Annotated in this window: 14 protein-coding genes; 7 read left to right on the forward strand and 7 right to left on the reverse strand. The window is 60.5% G+C overall.

Annotated features, from left to right (window positions below; translation table 11 throughout):
* Positions 1 to 33 precede the first annotated feature (33 nt).
* Entirely contained in the window at positions 34 to 660 is a 627-nt protein-coding gene (upp, locus tag M2366_RS01950) for a uracil phosphoribosyltransferase (protein WP_005893847.1), read from the reverse strand.
* Between the two features lie 178 nt (positions 661 to 838).
* Here upp and purM point away from each other — a divergent pair, with 178 nt between their 5' ends.
* Both purM and purN read left to right on the forward strand, forming a co-directional pair.
* Positions 839 to 1,876, forward strand: a complete 1,038-nt coding sequence (purM, locus tag M2366_RS01955; protein ID WP_084218089.1) for a phosphoribosylformylglycinamidine cyclo-ligase — start codon at positions 839 to 841, stop codon at positions 1,874 to 1,876.
* Positions 1,873 to 2,511, forward strand: a complete 639-nt coding sequence (purN, locus tag M2366_RS01960; protein ID WP_259236275.1) for a phosphoribosylglycinamide formyltransferase — start codon at positions 1,873 to 1,875, stop codon at positions 2,509 to 2,511. The genes purM and purN overlap by 4 nt, the downstream gene beginning before the upstream one ends.
* Before the next feature lie 112 nt (positions 2,512 to 2,623).
* On the opposite strand, the gene M2366_RS01965 is transcribed toward purN, so the two are convergent.
* Together M2366_RS01965 and lpcA are read right to left on the reverse strand one after the other, a co-directional pair.
* Positions 2,624 to 3,415, reverse strand: coding sequence for a class II glutamine amidotransferase (locus tag M2366_RS01965; RefSeq protein WP_042039744.1), 792 nt, complete (start codon positions 3,413 to 3,415; stop codon positions 2,624 to 2,626).
* A 62-nt stretch (positions 3,416 to 3,477) separates the two neighbouring features.
* Entirely contained in the window at positions 3,478 to 4,056 is a 579-nt protein-coding gene (gene lpcA, locus M2366_RS01970) for a D-sedoheptulose 7-phosphate isomerase (RefSeq protein WP_042039670.1), read from the reverse strand.
* A gap of 235 nt (positions 4,057 to 4,291) precedes the next feature.
* On the opposite strand from lpcA, the gene fadE reads away from it, so the two are divergent.
* Together fadE and M2366_RS01980 are read left to right on the forward strand one after the other, a co-directional pair.
* A complete protein-coding gene (gene fadE, locus M2366_RS01975) occupies positions 4,292 to 6,748 on the forward strand; it encodes an acyl-CoA dehydrogenase FadE (protein ID WP_259268810.1) in 2,457 nt (818 codons plus the stop codon).
* 225 nt (positions 6,749 to 6,973) lie between these two features.
* Positions 6,974 to 8,491 (forward strand): HD domain-containing phosphohydrolase, encoded by a 1,518-nt coding sequence (locus M2366_RS01980; RefSeq protein WP_259268811.1) that lies wholly within the window; start codon positions 6,974 to 6,976, stop codon positions 8,489 to 8,491.
* A 106-nt stretch (positions 8,492 to 8,597) separates the two neighbouring features.
* On the opposite strand, the gene M2366_RS01985 is transcribed toward M2366_RS01980, so the two are convergent.
* Together M2366_RS01985 and dnaQ are read right to left on the reverse strand one after the other, a co-directional pair.
* Positions 8,598 to 9,908: a TIGR03503 family protein gene (locus M2366_RS01985; protein WP_259268812.1), complete on the reverse strand. Its 1,311-nt coding sequence runs from the start codon at positions 9,906 to 9,908 to the stop codon at positions 8,598 to 8,600.
* Complete coding sequence (dnaQ, locus tag M2366_RS01990; protein WP_042039674.1) at positions 9,905 to 10,636, reverse strand: DNA polymerase III subunit epsilon; 732 nt, start codon at positions 10,634 to 10,636, stop codon at positions 9,905 to 9,907. The genes M2366_RS01985 and dnaQ overlap by 4 nt, the downstream gene beginning before the upstream one ends.
* A 52-nt stretch (positions 10,637 to 10,688) precedes the next feature.
* On the opposite strand from dnaQ, the gene rnhA reads away from it, so the two are divergent.
* On the forward strand, positions 10,689 to 11,153 hold the full coding sequence (rnhA, locus tag M2366_RS01995) for a ribonuclease HI (protein ID WP_042039675.1): 465 nt from the start codon (positions 10,689 to 10,691) through the stop codon (positions 11,151 to 11,153).
* Positions 11,154 to 11,178: 25 nt separating this feature from the next.
* Here the strand turns inward: rnhA and M2366_RS02000 are convergent, their stop codons facing one another.
* Positions 11,179 to 11,901, reverse strand: coding sequence for a class I SAM-dependent methyltransferase (locus M2366_RS02000; RefSeq protein WP_042039676.1), 723 nt, complete (start codon positions 11,899 to 11,901; stop codon positions 11,179 to 11,181).
* Between the two features lie 89 nt (positions 11,902 to 11,990).
* Here M2366_RS02000 and gloB point away from each other — a divergent pair, with 89 nt between their 5' ends.
* Both gloB and M2366_RS02010 read left to right on the forward strand, forming a co-directional pair.
* Positions 11,991 to 12,755 carry a hydroxyacylglutathione hydrolase gene (gene gloB, locus M2366_RS02005; RefSeq protein ID WP_259268813.1) on the forward strand — a complete coding sequence of 255 codons (765 nt, stop codon included), beginning with the start codon at positions 11,991 to 11,993 and terminating at the stop codon, positions 12,753 to 12,755.
* A 71-nt stretch (positions 12,756 to 12,826) separates the two neighbouring features.
* Positions 12,827 to 14,386 (forward strand): LysM peptidoglycan-binding domain-containing protein, encoded by a 1,560-nt coding sequence (locus tag M2366_RS02010; protein ID WP_259268814.1) that lies wholly within the window; start codon positions 12,827 to 12,829, stop codon positions 14,384 to 14,386.
* A 204-nt stretch (positions 14,387 to 14,590) separates the two neighbouring features.
* On the opposite strand, the gene M2366_RS02015 is transcribed toward M2366_RS02010, so the two are convergent.
* Entirely contained in the window at positions 14,591 to 15,436 is an 846-nt protein-coding gene (locus M2366_RS02015; RefSeq protein ID WP_224432596.1) for an endonuclease/exonuclease/phosphatase family protein, read from the reverse strand.
* Positions 15,437 to 15,479 lie beyond the last annotated feature (43 nt).

Below are 15,479 nucleotides of genomic sequence, written 5' to 3' on the forward strand. Positions count from 1 at the left end.
CTGTCAGGCGTCTCTTGAGCTGACTAATCGGGCTTACTTGGTGCCGAAGATCTTGTCGCCAGCATCGCCCAGACCCGGGACTATGTAGCCCTTCTCGTTCAGGCCGTCATCGATGGCGGCGCAGTAGACTTCCACGTCAGGATGCGCGGCTTCCAGGGCCTTGAGTCCTTCCGGGGCGGCAACCAGCACCAGCACCTTGATGGAGTGGCAGCCCTTCTTCTTGAGCAGGTCTATGGTGGCGATCATGGAGCCGCCGGTGGCCAGCATGGGGTCAATGACCAGGGCCAGACGCTCTTCGATGTTGCTGACGATCTTCTCGAAATAAGGGACCGGTTGCAGGGTCTCTTCATCGCGATAGATGCCCACCACGCTGACCCGGGCGCTCGGCATGTGCTCGAGCACGCCATCCATCATGCCAAGACCGGCGCGCAGGATAGGCACGACCGTCACCTTCTTGCCCTTGATCTGGTCAACTTCTACCGGGCCGTTCCAGCCATTGATGGTGACCTTCTCAGTTTCGAAGTCAGAGGTGGCTTCGTAAGTCAGCAGGCTGCCAACCTCTTTGGCCAGTTCACGAAAGCGTTTGGTGCTGATGTCGCCTTCGCGCATCAGGCCAATCTTGTGCTTGACCAGGGGGTGTTTGGCTTCGATGACCTTCATTATTATCTCCTCTAACTGCCGCAAGAAAAATCGCGGAATCATACAATAAAAACCCTTGGCTGTAGAGCTTTTCCGGGGAAAAACGCGCAAACGATTTCCTTTCTGGTTTTCGGCCCTGGCTGGTAGAATGTGCCCCGAATTTTACCCTCCACTTCTATACATGACGGGGACTACTCGCGTGACTGACAAAACCTCACTGAGCTACAAGGATGCTGGCGTTGATATCGATGCCGGCAACGCACTGGTTGAACGTATCAAGGGCGTATCGAAGCGCACTCGTCGTCCTGAAGTCCTTGGTGGTCTTGGCGGCTTTGGGGCCCTGTGTCAAATCCCGGCGGGCTACAAGGAGCCAGTATTGGTCTCCGGTACCGATGGTGTGGGGACCAAGCTGCGTCTGGCCATCGATCTGAAGAAACACGATACCGTTGGCATCGATCTGGTGGCCATGTGCGTCAATGACCTGATCGTGCAAGGCGCCGAGCCGCTGTTCTTCCTCGACTACTATGCGACGGGCAAGCTGAATGTGGACACCGCCGCCAGCGTGGTCACCGGCATTGGCCTGGGCTGCGAGCAGTCCGGCTGCTCCCTGGTCGGCGGCGAAACCGCCGAGATGCCTGGCATGTATGAGGGGGATGATTACGACATCGCCGGCTTCTGTGTCGGTGTGGTCGAGAAGAGCGAGATCATCGACGGCAGCAAGGTCGGTGAGGGCGATGCCCTGATCGCCCTGGCCGCCAGCGGCCCCCACTCCAATGGCTTCTCCCTCATCCGCAAGATCCTGGAAGTGTCCGGCGCCGATGTGCAGCAGCCACTGGGTGAGACCACCCTGGCCAATGCCCTGCTGGAACCGACCCGCATCTATGTCAAACCCGTGCTCAAGCTCATCAAAGAGTGCGAGATCCACGCCCTGTCCCACATCACCGGCGGCGGCTTCTGGGAGAACATCCCCCGCGTGTTGCCCGCCAATACCCAGGCGGTGATCAACGAGCAGAGCTGGCAGTGGCCGGCGGTGTTCAGCTGGCTGCAGCAAGCGGGTAACGTCACCCGCTTCGAGATGTATCGCACCTTCAACTGCGGCGTCGGCATGATAGTCGCCCTGCCCGCCAGCGAGCTGGACAAGGCGCTGGCGCTGCTCAAGGCAGAGGGTGAGAACGCCTGGCACATTGGTCATATCGCCAAGGCCGCCGATGGCGAGGAGCAGGTCATCATCAAATGACCCGCATCCTCGTGCTTATCTCCGGCAGCGGTAGCAACCTGCAGGCCATACTGGATGGCTGCGGCCAGGGGCGGATTGACGGCCAGGTCGTGGCGGTCATCAGCAACAAGGCCGATGCCTATGGTCTGGTGCGGGCCCAGCAAGCGGGGGTTGCCGCCGAGGTGCTCGCCCATCAGGGCTTCGAGAGCCGCGAGGCTTACGATGCCGCCCTGATGGCCCGCATCGACAGCCACCAGCCGGACCTCATCGTGCTGGCAGGCTTTATGCGGATCCTCACCGGGGACCTGGTGCGTCACTATCAGGGACGCATGCTCAACATCCACCCCTCCCTGCTGCCCAAGTATCAGGGACTGCACACCCACCAACGCGCCATCGAGGCCGGTGACAAGGAACATGGCGCCAGCGTCCACTTCGTCACCGAGGAGCTCGATGGCGGCCCCGTGGTGCTGCAGGCGCGGGTGCCCATCTTCCCGGAAGATGAGCCGAGCGATGTGGCGGCCCGGGTGCAGGTGCAGGAACACAGCCTCTACCCCCTGGTGGTGCAGTGGTTCTGTCAGGGCAGATTGCGCTGTGATGCCAGCGGAGCCCACCTCGATGGGCAGCCTCTTGGCCAGGCCGGTTATGCCAACGACTGAATCTGGGTCCGGCACCGACCAGTAGCTGAAACGTAAAGAGGGAGGCCCATGGGCCTCCCTCTTCTTTATCCTGCGATCCCTCTGACCAGCCGGTCGTCAATAGCGGCCTGATTCAGGCAGCCCCCTTGCCGCCCTGGCGTGACACCAGCTCGCCGAGTCGAAACAGGCAATGCTCCCCCGCCGTCATCTGTTGCCAGGATTCATTGCCGGTCAGCGGCCGGGTCGCTATCAGGGTCACCACGTCGTTGGGGGTGGTCTCACTCTGAAAATCGATGGCCACGTCCTCATCGAGCAGACGGGCCTCGCCAAAGGGTGCCCGGCGGGTGAGCCAGTGCAGGTTGTTGCTGCAATAGGTCATCACGTACTCGCCATCGGAGAGCAGCATGTTGAATACCCCCAGGGCGCGCAGCTCGTCGCACAGGCTCGCCAGATGGCGGAACATGGCCGGGAAGTTGGCGGGACGACGGGGATATTTCTGCTCGAGCCGACTCAGCAACCAGCAGAAAGCATGCTCGCTGTCGGTATCGCCGATGGGCCTGTGCCGACCTGTCGCCAGCTTCTTGTAACCGGTCAGCTGGCCGTTGTGGGCGAAGGTCCAGTTACGGCCCCACAGCTCACGGGTGAAGGGGTGGGTATTCTCCAGCGAGACGCAACCCCGGTTCGCCTGACGGATGTGACTCACCACGGCGCGGCTCTTGATGGGCAGCGCCTGCACCAGCCTGGCGATGGGGGATTCGGCACTGGGCTCGGGATCCTTGAAGGTGCGGCACCCCTTTCCTTCATAGAAGGTGATGCCCCAGCCATCCTTGTGGGGGCCGGTCTTGCCGCCGCGCAGCATCAGTCCGGTAAAACTGAAGCAGATATCGGTCGGTACATTGGCACTCATGCCGAGCAGTTCACACATGATCATTCTCCCCCTGCCCGCACGAACTGAGGCACAGCGGTTCGTGCATATCGACCGCGGCCTTACTCGGCCATCTCTTTTTCGACCAGCTGGATCAGGATATGGATCACCTTGATGTGTATCTCCTGAATGCGGTCGGCATAACCGAAGTGCGGCACCCGGATCTCGACATCGGCCAGGCCAGCCATCTTGCCGCCATCCTTGCCGGTCAGGGCGATCACCTTCATGCCCTTGGCATGAGCGGCTTCGATGGCCTTGAGGATGTTGCCTGAGTTGCCGCTGGTGGAGATGCCGAGCAGCACGTCGCCGCGACGGCCAACCGCCTCCACATAACGGGAGAAGACATAGTCGTAGCCAAAATCGTTGGAGACGCAGGAGAGATGGCTGGGGTCCGAGATGGCGATACCGGCATAACCGGGGCGGTTCTCGCGATAACGGCCGGTCAACTCTTCGGCAAAGTGCATGGCATCACAGTGGGAGCCACCGTTGCCACAGGAGAGCACCTTGCCCTCTTGCTTGAAGGAGTCGGCCAGCAACTTGGCAGCGGCCTCGATGTTGTTCAGATTCTGCTCATCGGCCAGGAATGCCTGCAGCACGCCGGCCGCTTCGGTCAGTTCATTGCGGATCAAGTCTTGGTACATGATATCTCTTCCAAAATGTCGTCGCGGCCATTCTCGCACAAGCCGGAGAAGGAGTCGCCCCCGGGCGGGCACTGGCTGCGTCAAATTGCGTTAGGGCGCTCACATTACGCCGGTAACAGGCTTGTAAACAACTTGATAAGTTTCTGCGTATGAATTACAACAGGGCCATATCCAACAGGTCAGACCTCTGGATGAGTTGAGCCAATTTGGCATCCTATCACGCAAGGAGCAAGCAATGACGACGACCCTCACTCTGCTCGGGGTGATCCTGGTTATCGGCGCCCTGGCTTATCGCCGGGTGTCCCTGTTTATCTCTACCCTGGTCACCTTGGCCACCCTGGTGCTGGGCACCCTGGTGGGTCATGTGCCTCTGCTGGCCTGGGCCCTGTTCGCCCTGATCGCCATCCCGCTCAACCTGGTGGAGTTTCGCCGCAACCAGCTGACCAAGCCGCTGTTCAAGCTCTACAAGTCCATCATGCCGGAGATGTCCCGCACCGAAAAAGAGGCCATCGACGCAGGCACCACCTGGTGGGAAGCGGATCTCTTTGCCGGCAACCCGGACTGGAAGAAGCTGCACGCCATCCCGGTCAGTACCCTCTCTGCCGCCGAGCAGGCCTTCATGGACGGCCCGGTCGAAGAGGTGTGCCGCATGGTCAATGACTGGGAAGTGACCCACGAGCGCGCGGATCTCTCCCCCGAGGTGTGGCAATACCTGAAGGACCACAAGTTCTTCGCCATGATCATCAAGAAAAAATACGGTGGCCTGGAGTTCTCCGCCTATGCCCAATCCTGCGTGTTGCAGAAACTGTGCGGCGCCAGCGCCGTGCTCGCCTCCACCGTCGGCGTGCCCAACTCGCTGGGCCCGGGGGAGCTGCTGCAACACTACGGCACCGAAGAGCAGAAAGACCACTACCTGCCTCGTCTGGCCATCGGCAAGGAGATCCCCTGCTTCGCCCTGACCAGCCCGGAAGCGGGCTCGGATGCGGGCTCCATCCCCGACTTCGGCGTTGTCTGCAAGGGTGAATGGGAAGGAGAAGAGGTGCTCGGCATGCGCCTGACCTGGAACAAGCGCTACATAACCCTCGCCCCCATCGCCACCGTGCTGGGGCTGGCGTTCAAGCTGCGCGACCCGGATCACCTGCTGGGTGAGGAGGAGGAGCTTGGCATCACCTGCGCCCTGATCCCCACCGACATCAAGGGCGTCGAGATTGGCCGCCGTCACTTCCCCCTCAACGTGCCGTTCCAGAACGGTCCGACCCGCGGCGAAGAGGTGTTCGTACCGCTCGACTTCATCATCGGCGGCCCGGCCATGGCCGGTCAGGGCTGGCGCATGCTGGTCGAATGTCTGTCGGTCGGCCGTGGCATCACCCTGCCCTCCAACAGCACAGGGGGCGTCAAGATGCTGGCCCTGGCGAGCGGCGCCTACAGCCGCATCCGCCGCCAGTTCAAGCTGCCCATCGGCAAGATGGAAGGCATCGAAGAGCCGCTGGCACGCCTGGGCGGTAACGCCTACATCATGGGCGCCGCCGCCAAGATGACGGTGACCGGCATCGATCTGGGGGAAAAGCCCTCGGTCATCTCCGCCATCGTCAAGTATCACCTCACCGACCGCGCCCAGAAGTGCGTCATCGATGCCATGGACATCCACGGCGGCAAGGCGATCTGCATGGGCCCGAACAACTACCTGGCCCGTGGCTACCAGGGTGCGCCCATCGCCGTCACGGTCGAAGGGGCCAATATCCTGACCCGCAGCATGATCATCTATGGTCAGGGCGCCATTCGCTGCCACCCCTATGTGTTGCCCGAGATGCTGGCCGCCAGCCACCCGGACAAGGAGCAGGCGCTCAAAGATTTCGACAAGGCGATGTTCAGCCACGTCGGTTTCGCCATCAGCAACCTGGTGCGCAGCTTCAGCCTGGGGATCACCGGCGCCCGTATCGCCGGCGCCCCCTTCAAGGACGGCACCCGCGGCTACTATCAGCAGCTGACCCGGCTCTCTGCCAACCTGGCTTTCCTGTCGGACATGGCGATGGCGACCCTGGGCGGCGAGCTCAAACGCAAGGAGCGGGTCTCCGCCCGCCTCGGCGATGTGTTGAGCCAGCTCTATCTGGCCTCGAGCGCCCTCAAGCGCTTCCAGGACGAAGGTCGTCAGCAGGCGGATCTGCCGCTGCTGCACTGGGCACTGCAAGATGCCCTGTTCAAGGCGCAAGAGGCGATCGACGAGTTGCTGCGCAACTTCCCGAATCGCTGGATTGGCTTGGCTCTGCGCATCATAGTGCTGCCGCTGGGCCGTGATCTGAAGCGCCCGAGCGACAAATTGGATAGTCAGGTTGCCCGTCTGCTGCAAACGCCGAGTGCAACCCGCAGTCGTCTGGCCGAAGGTCAGTATCTCACTCGCGAGGAGGGTAACCCCTTCGGCCTGCTGGAACAGGCACTGGACGAAGTACTGGCTGCCGAGCCGCTGTTTGACAAGGTGTGCAAGGCTGATGGCGTCCGTCGCCCCTTCACCCAGCTGGACAAGGTAGCCGAAGCGGGTCTGGCCGCTGGCACCCTGAATGAGGCGGAGGCCGAACTGCTGCGCCGCGCCGAAATAAGCCGGCTGCGCACCATCAACGTCGATGACTTCGACCCCATCGATCTGGTGGCCAACAAGGCCCTGTTCGAGGCATCCGCCTACCACAGGGCAGCCTGAACTCCCGCTTGCAACACACGCCTCCCATCGGGAGGCGTTTTCTATCTTCCCCTTCGCCATCTCCCTGCCAAAGGGGGTGTCATGGCAAAGAACATGGGGTATTTCCTGCCATATCCTCTCCCCCGACAATCTGAAGCCGATCCAGTTCGCTATTTATATTTCAATGAGTTTGCTAACCTCGGCGAAGCAGTTAAGGTAGGCGAAGGTGAAACACAGGATCCCGATATGGATGATAATATCCTGATTATCGATGACGAGGTCGTGCCTCCTCAGGATAAGCAGCAGGAAGGCTGGAAGGTGATGATAGTGGATGATGAACCGGAAGTTCATCGCATCACCAAACTCACCCTGAACAAATTTGAATTCGATGGCAGACCCCTGGCCTTTCTCGATGCCTATTCGGCCACCGAGGCCAAGGTGCTGCTCCTCGCACATCCCGACGTGGCGCTCTTGCTGCTGGATGTGGTGATGGAGACCGACGATGCCGGTCTGGAGGTGGTACGTTTCACTCGCGAGGAGTGCCACAACAAGCTGGTACGCATCGTGCTTCGCACCGGTCAACCCGGCCAGGCTCCGGAAGATGACGTGGTCAACAACTACGACATCAACGACTACAAGGACAAGACGGAACTCACCTCCCAGAAGTTGCGTACCCTGCTGCGCGCCAGTTTGCGTTCCTATCGTGATATCTGTGCCCTGGAGAATCATCGCCATGGGCTGGAGAAGGTCATCCAGGCTTCCAAGGGCATCTTCGACAAGTTGGCTCTGCGCCAATTCGTCGAAGGTGCCCAGACCCAACTCTGTACCCTGCTCAGCCTGGAAGAGTCGCAGATCTACAATGTCAGACAAGCGACCTATGAGCTGAAAGATCAGATGCTGGTACCGCTCCTGTCCGACAAAGAGCCCATGCGCTTGCACGATGCGCCCACCATCTTTCGCGAGGCCATGGCTCGTTCGGCCAACGTCTACCACGGCCACGAGATGGTGCTCTACTGCCAGAACCGCAGCCATCACCTGCTGTTTCACATCGAAACCCATCGCCCCCTGAGTCAGATGGACACCAGCCTGCTCAGCCTGTTCACCGAAAACATCATAGTGGCGCTGGAGAATATCCGGCTCAACGAGCTGATTGCCGACAACGAGCGCGAAATCATCTATCGCATCGGCGAGCTGGTTGAATCACGCTCCAAAGAGTCCGGTCTGCACGTCAAACGGGTGGCTCTCTATACCGAGCTGTTCTGCCAACTGCTCGGCATGGATGAGCAGCAGAGCGAGCTTATCAAGCGCGCCTCCCCCCTCCATGACATCGGCAAGGTCGGCATCCCGGATGCCATCTTGCACAAGCCGGGCAAGCTCACCCCGGAGGAGTGGGAGATCATGAAGACCCATGCCCAGCTCGGGCATGACATGCTGTGCGGCAGCAAGCTGGCTCTGTTCCAGATTGGCGCCACCATAGCCGCTAACCACCACGAGAAGTGGAATGGCAACGGTTACCCCCAAGGGCTGACGGGGGAAGCCATCCCCCTGGTCGGGCGCATCGTTGCCCTGGCGGATGTATTCGATGCCCTGGGGTCGGATCGCTGCTACAAGCAGGCCTGGCCACTGGAGCAGGTGATCGCTCTCATCAATGAGGAGCGGGGTCAGCATTTCGATCCCCAGCTGGTCGATCTGATGATGAGCAATCTCGATGACTTTCTCGCCATTCGCGCCGCCTATCGCGATAAATTTATCGGCGAGAGCTAAGCGGCGACTTAGCGTGGCTGAGCAGAGGGTCTAAACAACGAGGCCGCCGTCCCTGGGGACGGCGGCCTCGTGCTACGTGACTCGTTCGGTTTTTTACCTCAGGGCCTCACTGCCCGGGCAGATTGAGATCCAGTACCGGGCCCGGCTCGGCCTCGGCCGCCTGCTGGGCCGCCATGGCCCGCTGGAAGGCGCGCCGTTTCTGCCACAGCATGAAGCCCACCCCTGCCCCCAGCAGCGCCAGCACACCCAGCCCGATCGTCAGCCATAGCCACCAGGGCGTGCCTTGCTCCTCCTCAAACCCAGGCGCGGGTGCGGGCACCGCCTCACTGGCGAGCGGAGCCGGCGCCACGGGCGCCAGCGCCGGATAGATGTCAAACGACTTGTCCGGCAGGGCGATACGCAGCTCCCGGCCACTGCGGCTGGTGGCAAACAGCTCGGCGCTGACGCGATACTTGCCCACCTGAGTCAACTTGGCGAGATCCACCTTGAGATCCCCCGTGCTGCCCTGGGCACTGAAGCCGGTGTGGGCACCGGTATTGCTGGTGGTCTCCCCCTTGATGGCGACCGTGGCCGGGTCCAGCTCATCCCCATCTATCTGCAGCACCAGCTCGGGCCCTTGCTGATCCCCGCTGCTGCGCAGCTGATAATTCACCGGTAGCGGGTAGAGCAGCACCTCCTGTCCACGGGCCCGCACGAACACCTGATTGCCGGTGCTGATCAGGGCCCGATACTTGCCAGCCGGTGCATCGAGCAACACCTCGGCGGTCAGGATGCCATCGACTGGCGCCTCATCGAGCCCCTTGCCATCGTCCAGATAATGGCCGAGCGCCTTCTCAAACACCGGCTCCCCCTGCTGTTCCGGGGTGCTGAAGCCTTGCAGGCGAGCGGTCATCCCCAAGTCGGTCAGATAGTAGCTGCGATCCGGGGTGTTGCCATCGATGAGCAGGCGAGCCCCCAGCTTGAGGTACTCCCCCTGATAGAGACGCTGGGGCAAGGGCTGCATATCCAGGGTCACATCGCTGAGCAGCCGAACTCGGTTGCTGGGATCGACGGCCCCTATCGCCTGCCAGGGGCCTGCCATCGGATGACGTATGGTGATCACATCCTGATCCCCCAGGGCCAGCCAACCCACCTCGGGAGCCTGCACCCGGCCTGCATACAGCTTGCTGCCATCGGGGCGCACCAGGATCACCGAGGGGCTGCCCGGCTGGCGCTTGATGATAAAGGAGACCTCCTTTATCCCGTAATCGATGCGAAATCTGTTGTCGAGCAGCGGCACATCGGAGGGACCGAACACCTCATTGGCCTGTGCCAGGCTGGGCAGTGTGCCAAGCAGCAAACTGCCCAGCAGCCAGAGCCATGATTGCCTCTGCTGGCTGCGGCGCCGGCCACTGCCTTGCACGACCCCAGATTTCATTGACGCCACAGGCAACTACCTCCCTTCTTCTGGACCAGATCCAGCCGGCTTTCATGGTCGGCCTGCGCCTCAGCACTGGCGCGGATCACCTTGAGTGGCGATCTGGTGGCATCCAGACGGCGTATGCCGGTGTCCTTGTTGGCATCATCCCCCCCCTCGGCGGCCAGATTGAGTTTGGTCTGGCCACCTGTCATCAACAGATAGACGTCTGCCAGTATCTCCGCATCGAGCAAGGCGCCGTGCAAGGTACGGTGGGAGTTGTCTATGCCGTAACGATCGCACAGGGTATCCAGGTTGTTGCGCTTGCCCGGAAAGAGATCCCGCGCCATCGCCAGGGTATCGGTGACGGTACAGATATCGGTGGTCTTGAGGGAGAGGCCCAGCTTGCTGAACTCATAATCCATGAAGCCCACGTCAAAGGGGGCATTGTGGGCGATCAGTTCAGCGCCGCGAATGAAGTCAATGAACTCATTCGCTACCTTGCTGAAGGGGGGCTTGTCGACCAGGAACGCATCCGTGATGCCGTGTACCCGGATGGCCTCGGGATCCACCAGCCGATCCGGCTTGAGGTAGACATGATAGTGGTTACCGGTCAGGCGACGATTGATCACCTCCACGCAGCCGATCTCTATGATGCGGTGGCCCAGATAGTGCGGACCCCCACTAAAGTTCATACCTGTGGTTTCAGTATCCAGAATAATTTGGCGGTTGGCTTGGGCTGTGTTCATGTTCCAATCTATGTCAAACTTCGGTTTTACTCGCTAGTTTACCCCAAGGCTCATGTTAAAACAGATTGATTTATATACGGATGGTTCCTGCCTCGGCAATCCGGGCCCGGGCGGCTACGGCGCAGTCATGGTCTTCGGTCAGCATCGCAAGGAGTTGGCTGGGGGCTATCGCCTGACCACCAACAACCGCATGGAACTGATGGCCGCCATCGTCGGCCTGCGCACCTTGAGCGAACCCTGCCAGGTGCGGCTCACCACCGACAGCCAGTACGTGCGCCAGGGCATCACCCAGTGGATCATCGGCTGGAAGAAGAAAGGCTGGATGACCGCTGGCCGCCAGCCGGTCAAGAATGTGGACTTGTGGAAGCAACTCGATGCAGAAGCCGCCCGCCATCAGATCGAATGGCTCTGGGTCAAGGGTCACTCGGGGCACCCCGAGAATGAACGTTGTGATGAGCTGGCCCGGGATGCCGCCAGTGGCAAAGAGCTGGCCGACGATGTCGGCTACCAGCCCTGATATCCCCGGTGATTGACGCGACCAGCTACCAGCCCTGACGTGCCATGCCCGGCGCTGTCACCTGCTTGGCCAATTGCCAGGGGCGACGCACCGGGATCAACGGATAGCGCCGTTTGCGCGCCGCTATCACATAGACAGAGGCGAAGGGGCGCAGATAGTCACGGCCCAGGCTCTCGCGCCACCAGCCGATACGACTGCGCGGCCCCATCATGGCGTAGCCGAATCTGTCATCGAACATCACCTCGAATCCCAACAGCTGCAACCAGTCGGTGACTCTGGCCGGACTGAACATGCGCGCCGACCAGGGCAGTCGGCGACTCAACCCAGGCAGCAGATGGCCAAGGCCGGCCAGGCTCAGAGGGTTGTAGCCGCTCAGGATGAGCCAACCATCATCGGTCAGTACCCGTTCGGCCTCACGCAGCACCTGATGGGGATCCACGCTGAAATCGAGCACGTGGGCCAGCAGACAGGCATCCACGCTGCCTCCCCTGACTGGCAGTGCCAGAGGATCCCCTCGGCAATCGAGCAAGCGCCCCTGCCCGGCCATGCCAATCTGATGACGAATGCTGGAATGGCCACAGGATAGCTCGGCACTCAGGCTGCCAACTTTGAGCAGGTGATAACCAAAGAGTTGCGGGCACCAGCTGTCGAGCCGCTCCTGGATCTCTGCGGCGACCCAATCCCCCAGCGGGATCTCGGCCCAGCTGGTCGGGATCTCGAGCTGTTGTTCGGTGCGGGCCAGCTGCATAATAGGATTCAACCTCGGGAACATGGGTTAACACGCCATCCAGTTATATAAGATCCCCTTCATTAAGAGAACATAAAGAGGCCAACGCCATGTATCCAGTCATCACGATACCCGCTTTTAATGACAACTATATCTGGTTGATCAGACACGAGAATCATTGCCTGGTTGTCGATCCGGGCGACGCGGCTCCGGTCCAGGACCGGCTCGACAGTCTCGGCCTTGAGCTCGATGCCATACTGCTCACCCATCATCACCACGACCATGTTGGCGGGGTCGATGCGCTGCTCAAACGCTACCCCAAGGCCCGGCTGTATGGCCCCAAACTGAACCCGCTTCCCGACCAGCACGGCCAGTGGCTCGATGAGGGGGACACGATTGGCTGGCACGACCTCAGTCTCACCGTCATGCATGTCCCCGGTCATACCCTTGGTCACATCGCCTACCATGGCAACGGCATGCTGTTTTGCGGCGATGCCCTCTTCTCTGCCGGGTGCGGCCGCATGTTCGAAGGCACCCCGGATCAGATGCATGATTCACTGATGCGGCTGGCCGCGCTGCCAGATGACACTCAGGTCTATTGTGCCCATGAATATACCCTCTCCAATCTGCGTTTTTGCCTCGCCGTCGAGCCCGACAATCTGGCACTGCAAAAGCGCATCGGTCAGACCAGCAAGCTGCGCCAGCAGGGCCTCCCGAGTCTGCCCACCCGCTTGGGTGACGAGCGAGAATTCAACGTTTTTCTGCGCTGTAATGAGCCGGGCGTAAAATTTTCTGCTGAGAAACAGGGGATGAAATACTTGGAAAATCCAGTAGATACCTTTGCCGTGCTCAGACGCTGGAAGGACACTTTTTGAACAAACCTTGATCAGGCCAGGTTTGCCGCTTATGATGCGCGCTGATTTTCTACCAAGATGACCTGCGTGAGATGAAGTTACGAACGGCCTTATTGGCGACGCTGTTACTCAGCGGATGCCAAAACCTGAATCATCAGGATGACCGGGCGCTAACGGCAAATGAGCCGATCAAGTCCCCACAAGTCAGCAAAAAACTGCATAAGAAACATGCATCAGGATCCTTCTTTAGCGACGATCAGCTAGACGAGGTGCAAGATACGGATAACCTTTGGGCCCGTATCAGCGATGACATGCAGTTGGATTTCCAGGATAACCAGCGCATTGGTCAACAACGTGCGGCTATCCTGCGCAGTGACAATCACATGGCCACCATTGCCAGTCGTGCTGAACCCTACCTCTACCTTATCGTTGAGGAGATCGAACGGCGCGGGCTGCCAATGGAGCTGGTGACCATCCCCATGATAGAGAGCATGTTCGATCCCCATGCCCGCTCGAGCAGCAATGCCGTCGGCCTGTGGCAGTTCGTGCCTCAGACTGGCCGTAACTTCGGCCTGCGTCATGACAACTGGTATGACGGGCGCCGCGATGTGATCGCCTCGACCAATGCCGCCCTTGACTACTTTGAATACCTGAATCGCTTCTTCGACGGTGACTGGCTGCAAACCATCGCCGCCTATAACGCCGGTGAAGGCCGGGTGCGCAACGCCATATTGCGCAACCAGAAACGGGGTCGCCCCACCGACTTCTGGTCCTTGGATCTGCCGCGCGAGACCCGCATGTATGTGCCCAAGGTCCTGGCCATGGCGGATGTGATCAGCAATCCCGACAAGTACAACATCACTCTGCCCATGCTCGCCAACGAGCCCAAGCTGCGGGTGGTCAAAACCGAAGGTCAGATCGATTTGCACGTGGCCGCTCAGCTCGCAGGAGTTCGTCCGGCGGATCTGAAAGAGGTCAACCCGGCCCTGACCCGCTGGACCACCTCTCCCAGGGGCTCCTACCGCCTGCTGGTGCCGGTGGAGTATGCCGACAGCCTGGAGCTGGCCCTGGCAGACTTGCCGCAGCGTGAGCGGGTACCTACGCGCTCCTATCAGGTCACCTCCGGTGACACGCTGTCCCGGATCGCCATGCAAAACAGGGTGAGCGTCAATCAGCTCAAGATGGCCAATAACCTGCGCGGCAATAGCCTGCGTCGTGGACAGACCCTCTATATTCCGACCGACGGCAAACCCGTGGCCACCGCCACGGTGCACAAGGCCGCGGCCAGCAAGCCAACCCGGCTCGCCGCCAACACCGCTGGCAACAAGCTGCAGTACAAGGTGCGCTCCGGCGATACCCTCTGGAACATCAGCCGTGCCCATGGGGTGACCCATAACGACCTGGCGAAATGGAATGGCCTCAACGCCAAGTCCGCGCTCAAACCCGGTATGCGGTTGGTGATCTGGCCCAAGGGTGCCAAGGGCGGTGATAAATCCATGGTCTATCAGGTGCGTCGCGGTGATTCGCTCTCCGCCATTGCCGCCCGCTTCCAGGTCGCCGTCGTGGACGTGATGCGTTGGAACCAGCTCGACAAGAGTGGTTATCTCAAGCCAGGCCAGGAGCTGACCCTGTTTGTCGACAACAACAGCTGACAGCCCATAGCCAAAAAAAACCACCTTCGGGTGGTTTTTTTATATCTGCCGTTGGCTGGCTGACGGCTTCGACACCCATTGCCGTCCTCTGGCGCGCCACCCCGCCTTCTGCAACCCTGTCAGGCAATCCGCTGTCCTGGTTGATCAGGCAGTAAAAAACCACCCGCAGGTGGTTTCTGATCGTGCCAAGCCTGAGGATGAGGCTTAAGGCGTCACGGCCTGGGCCGCGAAACGGGCCATGATCGGATTGTGATCGGAGGCATCTGTCGCCGGGCTCTTCACCTCGACCAGATCCAGACTCCGGTAGTAGAGATGATCCAGCGGGCGGCCAAAGGCACGGCGACGCAGATCCGGCGAAGGGATCGCTTCCTGCAGTCCCAGCTCCTCCACCAGTTTATCAAGCCAATACTCCCGCTTTTCACTCCAGGTGTTGAAATCCCCTCCCAGGATCACCGGCCCCTGGTGACGGTGGATCAGGGCGGTCAAATCGTTGAGCTGCTCGCGGAAGGTGGCCATGCCAAGTTCGAAGTTGACCGCATGGAGGTTCACCACCAACACACCGTCAGGATCGCCCTGTAAAGGGTACAGGCTCACCAGACCCGATTTGGGGATGCGCAGCAGTGGCTCGGGGGAGCGAACGCCGCAGACGAACGCCTGGTGCGTCTTGGCCACTGTCATGACGCCGAAGGAGACGCCACCTTGGGTGAAAGCTTGCAGCTGTTGCCACTGGAAACGACCCGCCTGCAGCCAGGCCAGCATGTCGGGCGTGGTCGCCGACTCCTGCAGCAGCAGCAGATCCTGATCCTGGGCAAACGCAGTCATGCCCTCGCGCCAGTTCTTGCGCTGTCCCTTGTACAGATTCCAGACGGTGATGCCGAACTCCCGCGGCAATGCCTCGGCAGCCAGGGCCACCAGGGGCGGTTGATGACAACTGAGGTTGGGCACTATGCCTTGTGCCGTGACCAAATGATCTCTGGACGGCACCTCGAAGCAGCCGACCAGCCCCAGGGTCAGCAGAGAGGTACCCAGAATGCGATAACTATTTTTCATTGGCTAACAACCACCTGGCTATCTTTGCGTGCTCGTTCAACAA

The organism is Aeromonas sp. BIGb0405, from assembly GCF_024807335.1.
Classification (GTDB): domain Bacteria; phylum Pseudomonadota; class Gammaproteobacteria; order Enterobacterales; family Aeromonadaceae; genus Aeromonas; species Aeromonas rivuli.